The 11,785-nt window shown below is 34.6% G+C and carries 9 protein-coding genes; 7 read left to right on the top strand and 2 right to left on the bottom strand.

The window, feature by feature from the left end; translation table 11 throughout:
- The first annotated feature begins 56 nt into the window (after positions 1–56).
- From V7S50_RS18455 to V7S50_RS18445, 3 genes are read left to right on the top strand one after another with little or no spacing between them, the layout of a single operon-like run.
- Positions 57–1,766: an acyl-CoA dehydrogenase family protein gene (locus tag V7S50_RS18455; RefSeq protein WP_242251888.1), complete on the top strand. Its 1,710-nt coding sequence runs from the start codon at positions 57–59 to the stop codon at positions 1,764–1,766.
- Positions 1,767–1,782: 16 nt separating this feature from the next.
- A complete protein-coding gene (locus tag V7S50_RS18450) occupies positions 1,783–2,673 on the top strand; it encodes an NAD(P)-dependent oxidoreductase (RefSeq protein WP_063223387.1) in 891 nt (296 codons plus the stop codon).
- A 37-nt stretch (positions 2,674–2,710) separates the two neighbouring features.
- Positions 2,711–4,171: a CoA-acylating methylmalonate-semialdehyde dehydrogenase gene (locus tag V7S50_RS18445; RefSeq protein ID WP_242251889.1), complete on the top strand. Its 1,461-nt coding sequence runs from the start codon at positions 2,711–2,713 to the stop codon at positions 4,169–4,171.
- 71 nt (positions 4,172–4,242) lie between these two features.
- Here the strand turns inward: V7S50_RS18445 and V7S50_RS18440 are convergent, their stop codons facing one another.
- Positions 4,243–4,875, bottom strand: coding sequence for a LysE family translocator (locus V7S50_RS18440; protein ID WP_063223385.1), 633 nt, complete (start codon positions 4,873–4,875; stop codon positions 4,243–4,245).
- A 220-nt stretch (positions 4,876–5,095) separates the two neighbouring features.
- The gene (locus V7S50_RS18435) at positions 5,096–6,151 is read right to left on the bottom strand and encodes an enoyl-CoA hydratase/isomerase family protein (RefSeq protein ID WP_242251890.1); all 1,056 of its coding nucleotides are present in this window, start codon (positions 6,149–6,151) and stop codon (positions 5,096–5,098) included.
- 316 nt (positions 6,152–6,467) lie between these two features.
- On the opposite strand from V7S50_RS18435, the gene V7S50_RS18430 reads away from it, so the two are divergent.
- The 4 genes from V7S50_RS18430 to V7S50_RS18415 all read left to right on the top strand — a co-directional run bounded on the left by V7S50_RS18430 (position 6,468) and on the right by V7S50_RS18415 (position 11,411).
- Positions 6,468–6,725: a hypothetical protein gene (locus V7S50_RS18430; RefSeq protein ID WP_060630760.1), complete on the top strand. Its 258-nt coding sequence runs from the start codon at positions 6,468–6,470 to the stop codon at positions 6,723–6,725.
- A 187-nt stretch (positions 6,726–6,912) separates the two neighbouring features.
- Positions 6,913–7,152, top strand: coding sequence for a DUF2584 family protein (locus tag V7S50_RS18425; protein ID WP_242251891.1), 240 nt, complete (start codon positions 6,913–6,915; stop codon positions 7,150–7,152).
- A 15-nt stretch (positions 7,153–7,167) separates the two neighbouring features.
- Positions 7,168–8,325, top strand: coding sequence for an exonuclease SbcCD subunit D (locus V7S50_RS18420; RefSeq protein ID WP_242251893.1), 1,158 nt, complete (start codon positions 7,168–7,170; stop codon positions 8,323–8,325).
- Positions 8,322–11,411, top strand: a complete 3,090-nt coding sequence (locus V7S50_RS18415) for an AAA family ATPase (protein ID WP_242251896.1) — start codon at positions 8,322–8,324, stop codon at positions 11,409–11,411. The genes V7S50_RS18420 and V7S50_RS18415 overlap by 4 nt, the downstream gene beginning before the upstream one ends.
- Positions 11,412–11,785: the final 374 nt, after the last annotated feature.

The raw sequence follows: 11,785 nt of genomic DNA, 5'->3' as shown, positions 1-11,785 counted from the left end.
CATCGTAGACGAGCATATGTAGTAGCAAGTAAGGCCGAAATGATAGGGGGATTCAGATGGAGAAAACGAAGTTACCGTGGGATGAATTTTTTTCACTTAATAAAGATGTGAATCATGCTTTCTTTACGCCAGAAGATTTTTCAGGAGATGAAGATTTAATTGCAAAAACGACAGAACAATTCGTTAAACAAGAAATTGTTCCACAAATGGAGAATATTGAACAACATAACTATAAAGTTTCTCGTCAATTATTTGAGAAAGCTGGAGAACTTGGATTATTAAGTATCGAGGTCCCAGAAGAATATGGCGGATTCGAATTAGGAAAGGCAGTTTCAGGGCTTGTAGCAGAAAAAATGGGATACGCTGGTGCATTTAGCGTTTCATTTAATATACACGCTGGTGTAGGTACATTGCCTTACATATATTATGGAACGAAAGAACAAAAAGAAAAATATTTGCCGAAAATTGCATCAGGAGAATGGGTTGGTGCTTATGCTTTAACTGAGCCAAATGCCGGTTCTGATGCATTAAGTGCAAAAACGAGCGCAGTATTGAATGAAGATGGTACTGCTTGGAAGTTAAATGGTGAGAAGCAGTGGATTACAAATGCTCATATGGCAGATGTATACGTTGTTTTTGCGAAGACAAATAAAGGAATGACAGCGTTTATTGTCGAAAGAACATGTGAAGGTGTATCCATTGGACTAGAAGAAAAGAAAATGGGGATTAAAGGTTCTTCAACGGCAACGCTTATTCTAGAAGATGTAGTAATACCTGCTGAAAATGTTTTAGGGGAAGTTGGGAAGGGGCATCACGTAGCTCTTAATATTCTTAACTTTGCTAGACTAAAGCTTGCTTTTGGAAATATTGGAACAGCAAAACAAGCAATTGGTTTGTCGGTTCAATATGGAAAAGAGCGAAAACAGTTCCAAACGGAATTAGTAGATTTTACGATGATTCAAGAGAAAATTGCAAATATGATCATTGCTACATATGGAGCAGAAAGTGCAGCTTATCGTACAGCAGGTGTAATTGATGAAGCAATTCATGAGAGTGATGAAGATCTTATGAAGAAAATGTCTCAATTTGCAGTCGAATGTGCACTGAATAAAGTGAACGCTTCTGAAACACTTGCTTATATCGTAGATGAAGCTGTACAAATTCATGGTGGTTACGGTTATATGCAAGAATATGAAGTAGAACGATTATATCGTGATGCTAGAATTAGTCGTATTTTTGAAGGAACGAACGAAATTAATAGATTAACAGTTGCCAAAATGTTAATGAAGCAAATCGAGCAAATAGAAGATACTAAAGTAGAAATTGATTTAGCGAATGTAGAAAGAAACCATCGTTACATTTTATTAGCAAAAAAATTGTTGAAACAATCTTTGAAAACGCTCTCTAAAACTCCAGGATTAAAAATTGATCAAGAGCAAGAATATTCACGTGTATTATCAAATATGTTAACGGACGTGTACGTCATGGAATCAGCATTTTTACGTACGAGTAAAGCAATTAGTAAAAATGGTGAAGAGAAAGAGCGTACGAAACAAATGATAACTGACGTTATTTGTGAAGAAGGCTATCGCAAAGTAGAAGAAGCGGCGATTTCTATACTTTCAGCGGCTGTCACAGAAGAACAAGATAGACACGTGATTTTAACTGAAATTCGTCAATTATTAGTGCCTTTATACACGAACGTATTTACAAAAAAGAGAGAAATTGCGAAAGCTATTATAAATCGCGGAAAGTATATTGTGTAAATAGGAGGAAAGCGATATGAAAAAGATTGGTTTTATCGGTTTAGGTAACATGGGTCTTCCAATGTCTAAAAATTTAGTTAAATCAAGTTACACAGTATATGGTGTGGACTTAAATAGAGATGCTGAAGCTTCCTTTGAAAAAGAAGGAGGAATTATTGGCTTATCAATCTCAAAACTAGCAGAAACATGCGATGTGATTTTTACAAGTTTACCTTCACCTCGTGCTGTTGAAGCAGTATATTTTGGACAAGAAGGATTATTTGAAAATAGTCACTCGAATGTAGTTTTAATTGATACAAGTACTGTATCTCCACAGTTAAACAAACAGTTAGAGGAAGCTGCAAAGGAAAAGAAAGTAGACTTCTTAGCAGCACCTGTTAGTGGTGGGGTAATTGGAGCCGAAAACCGTACATTAACGTTTATGGTTGGTGGATCAAAAGAGGTATATGATAAAACGGAATCTATCATGAGCGTACTAGGAGCGAATATTTTCCATGTTAGTGAGCAGATTGATAGTGGTACAACAGTTAAATTAATTAATAACCTATTAATTGGTTTTTATACAGCTGGTGTGAGCGAAGCTTTAACATTAGCAAAAAAGAACAATATGAATTTAGATAAAATGTTTGATATTTTAAATGTAAGTTACGGTCAAAGTAGAATTTATGAGCGCAATTATAAAAGTTTCATTGCATCAGAAAACTACGAGCCAGGCTTTACTGTAAATTTATTAAAGAAAGATTTGGGATTTGCAGTCGATTTAGCGAAAGAAAGTGAACTTCACTTACCGGTAAGCGAAATGTTATTAAACGTATATGAAGAAGCAAGTGAAGCTGGGTATGGTGAAAACGATATGGCTGCTTTATATAAGAAAGTTAGTGAACAATTAATTTCTAATCAAAAATAATAGATTGATAAACATCATAAAAAAAGGAGAGAATATAATGATTACAACTGAAATTAAACGAGTGAAAAATCATATTAATGGTGAGTGGGTAGAATCTACTGGTACAGAAGTAGAAGCAGTTCCAAATCCAGCAACTGGAAAAATTATCGCTTACGTTCCACTATCTCCGAAAGAAGATGTTGAAAAAGCGGTTGAAGCAGCAAAAGTAGCATATGAAACATGGTCTAAAGTACCAGTTCCGAATCGTTCAAGACAATTATATAAATATTTACAGCTTTTACAAGAAAACAAAGAAGAGCTTGCAAAAATCATTACGCTAGAAAATGGTAAAACATTAACGGATGCAACTGGTGAAGTACAACGTGGTATTGAAGCAGTAGAACTTGCAACATCAGCACCAAATTTAATGATGGGACAAGCACTTCCGAATATTGCTAGCGGCATTGATGGATCAATTTGGCGCTACCCAATTGGAGTTGTCGCTGGTATTACACCGTTTAACTTCCCAATGATGATTCCATTATGGATGTTCCCACTTGCAATTGCTTGCGGTAATACATTCGTATTAAAAACATCTGAAAGAACGCCACTTTTAGCAGAGCGACTTGTAGAGCTATTCTATGAAGCTGGTTTTCCAAAAGGGGTATTAAACTTAGTACAAGGCGGAAAAGATGTTGTAAATAGCATTTTAGAAAATAAAGATATTCAAGCAGTTTCGTTCGTAGGATCTGAACCAGTAGCTCGATACGTATACGAAACAGGTACAAAACACGGGAAACGTGTACAAGCGTTAGCTGGTGCGAAAAACCACGCGATTGTAATGCCAGATTGCAATCTTGAAAAAACTGTACAAGGTGTAATTGGATCTGCATTCGCAAGTAGTGGAGAGCGCTGCATGGCATGTTCAGTAGTAGCAGTAGTTGATGAAATTGCAGATGAATTCATCGACGTACTAGTAGCTGAGACGAAGAAGCTAAAAGTAGGTGACGGTTTCCACGAAGATAATTATGTTGGACCATTAATTCGTGAATCTCATAAAGAGCGTGTATTAGGCTATATTAATAGCGGTGTAGCAGATGGAGCAACATTATTAGTAGATGGCCGCAAAATTAAGGAAGAAGTTGGTGAAGGTTACTTTGTAGGTGCGACAATCTTTGATGGCGTAAATCAAGAAATGAAAATTTGGCAAGATGAAATTTTTGCTCCAGTATTAAGTATCGTAAGAGTTAAAGATTTAGAAGAAGGTATTAAACTAACAAACCAATCTAAATTTGCAAATGGTGCGGTTATTTATACGTCAAATGGTAAACATGCACAAACATTCCGTGATAACATCGATGCTGGTATGATTGGTGTAAACGTAAACGTTCCAGCACCAATGGCATTCTTCGCATTTGCAGGAAACAAAGCTTCATTCTTTGGTGATTTAGGTACAAATGGTACAGATGGCGTTCAATTCTATACACGTAAAAAAGTTGTAACTGAGCGTTGGTTTTAATAAAGAGTAGAAAGCCAAATCGGTTGTTAAATGAAAAACACCACTCTAAAGATGTGGTGTTTTTCGTCTTGTTAATTACTTTTTTCAAAAGCTAGTTTAATACCAAAACCAATTAAGACGATTCCAGTTAACCCTTGAATATAACGTTGCGTCTTCGGTTTTTTCATAAAAGCACTAATTTTATCAATTAAAAATATATAAAAAGCGAACCATATAACTGTTAAAATAAGATAAGTAAGGCCCATTACGAGAAGTTGGATAAACGTGTTATGATTTGGATTTAAAAATTGCGGTAAAAAAGTTAAAAAGAAGACTGCAATCTTAGGATTTAATAAATTTGTAAGAAACCCTTGGCGAAAACAAGAAGTATGCTCGTTTGCATTATTCAAAGAAATATCGTTCGTATCAACGCTTTCTTTGTTTCTAACTGCTAAAAGGGCTTTAATACCAATATAAATTAAATATAGAGCTCCAACGTACTTGAAAATAGAAAATAAAAGAGCTGATTTTACAATAAGTGCGGAAAGTCCGATTACTGCTGCTAAAGTATGAATCAATAGTGCAACGCATGTACCGAACACTGTTTTCACTCCACCGACTTTACCGGCAACTAATGTATTTTTTGTAGCCATTGCAGTATCAGGACCGGGTAAAATAATAAGACAAATAGACATAATGATGAAAAGAAAAAAATTTTCAATCATAGTCGCTCCTCCTTTTTTATTTTTAGAATATTTGATTAAAATTAGTGTAGCACACATTTTGATTTAATAAAATTAAATTTTATTAAAAAATATTAAATGATAAAGAGGCTATACAGTAGTGGAATTCCACTACTGTATAGCCTCTTTATCCCGCATGAACGGACGATTGGTAAGGGGCAATAATAAGTGGGCGATGAATCCCACTTATTAAAGTTTCTCTTTACGCATTAAGTAAGTTAAAGAATCGATTTACATCTTCTTCTGAAACATCACTTAACTGCTTATATTTATAATTCGGATTTTGATCTTTATCAACGACAACGGATCGTACGCCTTCAAAGAAGTCTTCATGTCTCATGAAATTCTTAGCAAGTACCAGGTCAGTAGCGAAACATTCTTCAACGGACTTATCTTGTCCATCAATAAACTGTTTTAATGTTACTTTTAATGAAATAGGGGATTTTGATAATAGTGTTTCTTTCGTTTTTAAAGCAAAGAAACTTTGATCTTTCTCCAATGAATGGATAATTTCTTCAATTGTATCGAAAGCAAAATGTGAATTAATTTCTTCTAATGAAGAAGCAAGCTCGCTTTCTAATTTTGAAGTAGTTGCAAATGTACGAATGACTTCTTTTAAATTAGTATGTACATCGTCTTCTTTATGCCAATTTACACTTTCAAGTTCAGTAAGGAAATTTGGTAATGAATCAGATGTCATAAAGTAATCAGCAGCGTTTATAAATAATACGTCAGCAGCTTTTAAAATAGATGCTGTTAAAGCGACATATCGGCCAGCAAAACCTGGAGCTTTATTTAAGAAATAAGCAGCACCGACGTCTGGGAAGAAGCCGATATTCATCTCTGGCATTGCCCATTTCGTACGCTCAGTTACAATTCGATATTTCGCACCATTTGTAAGACCGACACCACCACCCATTACAATTCCATCTAAACAAGCGATGATTGGTTTTTTATATTGATAAATATATGTATCAATTTCATACTCTTCTTCAAAAAAACGTTCCGCATGTTGCAATGCAACTTCATTTGAACGCGCTTCATAAAGAGTTTTAATGTCTCCGCCTGCACAAAAACCTTTTGTGCCAGCTCCTTTTAATACGATAAGCGCAATTCGCTCATCATTTTCCCACTCTTTCAGTTTTTGCCCAATTGGTTGTAACATGTCATAAGATAAAGAATTAAGTGCTTTTGGGCGGTTTAAAGTAATTGATGCAACGCCGTTTTCACTAACAGAAAATAAAACGTGTTCAGTCATAATTCATCCTCCCTTATATATCTTCTTATTCTTAATTCTTGATACATACTGAAATGTCCTTTATAAATTTTGTCTAATGTTGACGGTACATGTTAATTTGTCCACTGCATATTTTGACGAGTTATATTTGCAGGATTTTGGAGATTGAAAATGAATATTACAACATTACTGTAATTGTAATTATTTGAATTTACCATGATAAACACGCTATTATATATGTGTAAATTGTAAATCCTCACTTTAAAAAGAGTATTTGAAGTGATTAAAATGAAAGAAAAATTGCTTTTCATTAGAAATAGAGAAAGGAGAAATCGGAATGCCAGTACCTTTACTATTGTCGGTGATTATTTTGTCTTCTTTAATAATAGGGATAACTCAGTATTTTCATCATACAGATACGACAGAGGAAGTGAAGGATAAAGTACGGCTTGTATTTCCGATTTTTATCATATCTCTTTCTTTTTGCATTCTATTAAATAAGGATGGATACATTGTTGCAGTATTTTCATTTTTTGTAGCGATCGTTTTCATTACAGTTTTATATTATGTAATGAAAGACTTTATACAAAAATAAAGATGTCGCGGTAGACATTTTTATTTTTGTAACGAATAAAATTTCACATACCGCATTATATATATAAATAAAAAACATTTAGAAATAGAAAAGTATGTACTTTGCCGTGTATTTACTTGTCAATCTTGCATAGCCAATATACTATTAATATTGTAGAGAGAGATTAGAAAAAGGGGTTGTATCTATCATGAAATTTGAGATGCACACAAAAATTATTTCAAATGAAAAAGAAGTAAGATTACATATAGAAGAAAACATATTTCAATTAAAATTGGATGGTTATCACTTATTTACAGTTCAAGAAATATTACCTTTATATAAATCAAATGAAGAAAGAATTGGCAGTGCAATGATACAAAAGTTAGAGTGGGAAAACGGGAAAACTACAATTAACTATCAACTTATATCACTAAAATCAGTAAATTAAAAGGAGCAGGAAACCATGAAGTTATTTCATACAGCGGATTGGCATTTAGGAAAGCTTGTTCATGGCGTGTATATGACTGAAGATCAAAAGATTGTATTAGATCAGTTTGTACAAGCTGTTGAAGAAGAAAAACCAGATGCCGTAATTATTGCAGGGGATTTATACGACCGAGCAATTCCACCTACGGAAGCAGTAGACTTATTAAATGATGTGCTGCAAAAAATAGTGATTGATTTACAAACACCAGTTATTGCGGTTGCAGGAAACCATGATAGTCCAGATCGTATTCATTTTGGAAGTAGTTTAATGAAGAAACAAGGATTATTTATTGTGGGACAATTTCAATTTCCGTATGAGCCAATTATATTAAATGATGAATATGGCGAGGTTCACTTCCATCTCGTTCCATATGCGGATCCAAGTATAGTTAGACATGTATTGAAAAACGAAGACATACGTTCTCATGATGATGCGATGCGTATTTTTATGAATGAGCTTTCTGAAACGATGGATAAAGAAGCTAGACATGTATTTGTTGGTCATGCATTTGTAACTTCTGCAGGAGAAGCGGAGGAGAATACAAGTGATGCAGAACGACCACTTTCAATTGGGGGTGCTGAATACGTAAATAGTCATTATTTTGATAAGTTTCATTACACAGCGCTTGGACATTTACATCAAGCGCATTTCGTACGTAATGAGACAATTCGATATTCAGGTTCGCCACTTGCGTATTCTATTTCTGAAGAAAAACATAAAAAAGGTTATTATATTGTGGAACTGGACGAAACAGGGGAAGTAACAATTGAAAAAAGGTTACTTACACCACGTCGTAAAATGCGAACAGTAGAAGCAAAAATAGATGAATTATTACAAAATCCAGTAAGTGAAGATTACGTGTTTGTAAAATTATTAGATGAAAATCCTGTCTTGCAGCCAATGGAAAAAATACGCTCTGTATATCCAAATGCAATGCATGTTGAAAGGTCCATTCAAAGACGAGAGTTCATAGAGTCAAATGAAGTAACTGTTTCAAGACATAAAACGGATGATTTATCTCTTTTAAAAGCTTTTTATAAAGAAATGAAAGGCTTAGATTTATCAGAAGAGAAAGAGCGTCTATTTGTAGAAGTATTACAAACAGTGCAAGAACGGGAAGGTGAACGAGGATGAGACCGATTCAGCTAATTATGACGGCATTTGGGCCATATAAACAGAAAGAAGTAATCGATTTTGATGACCTCGGAGAGCATCGTATTTTCGCCATTTCTGGGAATACTGGAGCTGGAAAGACAACGATTTTTGATGCGATTTGTTATGTGTTATATGGTGAGGCAAGCGGAGAAGAACGTAGTGATACGAGCATGCTTCGCAGTCAATTTGCTGATGATAATACGTATACAAGTGTAGAACTAACCTTTCAGCTAAAAGGGAAACGCTATGAAATAAAACGACAACTTGGGCATAAAAAACAAGGGAACAAGACGATCACGGGACATGCAGTAGAATTATATGAAGTGATTGATGAAGAGAAGGTTCCAGCTGTTGATCGTTTCCATGTAACGGATGTAAATAAAAAAGTAGAAGATTTAATTGGTTTAAGTAAACATCAATTTAGCCAAATTGTTATGTTACCGCAAGGGGAATTCCGAAAACTATTAACATCTGAGACAGAAAATAAAGAAGAAATTTTGCGTCGTATTTTTAAAACGGATCGTTATAAGCTAATGCGTGAGTTACTTGATCAAAAACGAAAACAATGGAAAGACGTCTTACAAGAAAAGCAGAAAGAGCGAGAGTTATACTTCCGTAATGTTTTTAAATTACCAATCCGCGATGGAGCATTATTAGAGACATTAGTAGAACAAGAACATGTAAATACACATCAAGTAGTAGAAGCATTAGAGCAAGAAACAAATGCGTATAAGGCAGAGGTTGAGCAATTACAAGTAAAACAAGATGTTCAATCAAAGCAATTAAAGGATGCTGAAACACGTTTTCATACAGCGAAATCTGTAAATGAGAAATTTATAGATTTGCAACAAAAGAATGAGAAATATAATACTTTACAAGAAAACCGTTCAGTTATTGAAATGAAAGAAACATCTTTTAAACGTGCGGAACAAGCGAAGCGCTTATTACCATTTGAACAATGGTACGAAGAAGCAATGCAAAATGAGCAGAAGGCTGAAAGTTTGTTAAAACAGATAATCGCTAAAAAAGAAAATATAACGAATAGCTTTGAACTTGCTCAGGAGAAATATGAAGCAGTAAAGAATAAAGAACCTGAGAGAGAAGATGCAAAAAAACTTGTTCAAAGATTAGAAGAGTTACAACCGATTATTGCATCGTTAGCTGAGAAACAGTTGCATTTACAAAATGCAGAAATTCAACTAGGGAAATTAAAAGAAAGTATGCAAAACTTAGATCGACAATTAGAGGAGCATACAAATCAAAAACAGCTAATGTCTAGTGAATTAGAGCAACTAGAAAAAGCGCTTGAGCAATATGTAGCTAAAGTAGAAGAACTAACGAATATGCGAGAAGATGCAAAAGTTTTAAAGCAAGCATATGATGTTTGGCAAGAAAAACAAAAATTTGAGCAAGAAAAAGAAACTGCATTTACTAAGATGCAAGAGGCAGTTAACGCATATGAAAATATGGAACGCCGCTGGTTAAGTGAACAAGCTGGAATATTAGCTCTTCATTTACATGATGGCGAATCTTGTCCAGTATGTGGTAGCACGAACCATCCGAAAAAAGCTACAGAGCAAAGTGATGCAATCGATGAAAAAGAGTTAAATGATTTAAGAGATAAGAAGAATCTTGCTGAAAAATTACATGTTCAATTAGAGGAGAAATGGAATTTCTATCATCTTCAATATGAACAAGTAATAGAAGAGGTTAAGAAGCGAGGCTATCGCGCGGAAGAATTAGCTGAAACATACAGTGCACTTGTTCAAAAAGGAAAACAATTAGCAACTGAAGTAAATACGTTAAAAGCAAGCGAAGAAATGCGTAAGCAAACAGCTGTGAATATAAAAAGCGTAGAAGAAAAAGTAGATGCACTCCAGAAACAAAAGCGTGAAGTAGAAACAGAGCAGCATCGTATAGAAATGGATTGTATGCAGCTTCGTACGTCATATGAACATGATAAGAAAAATATTCCAGATAACTTACAAACAGTACCAGCTTGGAAAGTTCAGTTTGACCAAGCAACGCAACAACTTAGGTTAATGGAAGATGAATGGAAGAAAGTGCAGGAAGCGTATCAACATTGGCAAAATGAACATATACGTATACAAGCAGAACAAGAAGGTGCTTCTAATCAATTTGAAAGTGCAAAATTGAAAAAAGAAGAGACTTTCGCGCGCTTTATGAAAGAGCTTGAACAAAGCGGATTTGCAGATCAAATCACGTATAAAGAAGCAAAATTAAGTGATGCCGAGATGGAGATGTTACAAAAAGAAATTCAAGGTTATTATTCATCTCTTGAAGTGCTTGCAAAACAAATTGAAGAGTTACATGCGGAATTAAAAGATAAAGAGTATATGGATATTACAGCGTTAGGTGAACACATAACAGAATTACAAATTAATCTCGATATTATTAAAGAAAAACGTCAACGTGTGCAAAATGCGGTAACATATATTTCTGATTTACATGAAAATATTAAACGTATTGATGAGCAAATTCATGAGGAAGAAAAAGAGTTCCAAGAACTTGTTGATTTATATGAAGTAATGAAAGGTGATAACGAAAGCCGTATATCATTTGAGCGTTACATCTTAATAGAGTATTTAGAACAAATTGTTCAAATTGCAAACGAACGATTACGTAAATTATCAAACGGACAATTTTATTTAAAACGAAGTGAACGAGTAGAAAAGAGAAATCGTCAAAGTGGATTAGGGCTAGATGTATACGATGCATATACTGGTCAAACACGCGATGTAAAAACATTATCTGGCGGAGAGAAATTTAATGCATCCCTTTGCTTAGCACTTGGAATGGCAGACGTCATTCAAGCGTATGAAGGTGGTATTTCCATCGAAACGATGTTTATCGATGAAGGATTTGGTTCATTGGATGAGGAGTCATTAACAAAAGCAGTTGACGCTTTAATTGACTTACAAAAATCAGGCCGATTTATCGGTGTCATTTCACACGTTCAAGAGCTGAAAAACGCAATGCCAGCTGTATTAGAAGTAACGAAGCAGAAGGATGGGTGTAGTCAGACGCGGTTTGTGGTGAAGTAACACCTTTAATCTGTCTAATTTATCCAGCGTTTTTAACGATATTTTAGGCCTGAGTCACACTGGCGGTCACATTTTTCGAATACTTCGCCGAGTTTTTCAATTACAGAATGTTGCATATCGGGTGCTACGAGAATCGAACGTGGAAGGAAGAGTTAGGTTGAAGTCGGTGTATTTATCACTAGCGTTTTCTTTTTCGTATTCTATAAACTTACGATGAGACTTTAGTTCTTCAACCAAAATTGGCGGAAAGTAAATTGTACGTATACTAGTAATAAAATAAAAACAAGCTCTCCATACTGATATGATCCCCTTATAGTAGACAGGAAAAAGAAAGCACATTAACCTGTTTACTATGGAGGGGATTTTTCTGTGGG

The sequence above is a fragment of the Bacillus sp. CCNWLW194 genome (assembly GCF_037120585.1).
GTDB lineage: Bacteria > Bacillota > Bacilli > Bacillales > Bacillaceae_G > Bacillus_A > Bacillus_A basilensis.
Note: the sequence above shows the minus strand (reverse complement) of the source record. Positions and strands in the feature narration are given on the sequence as shown.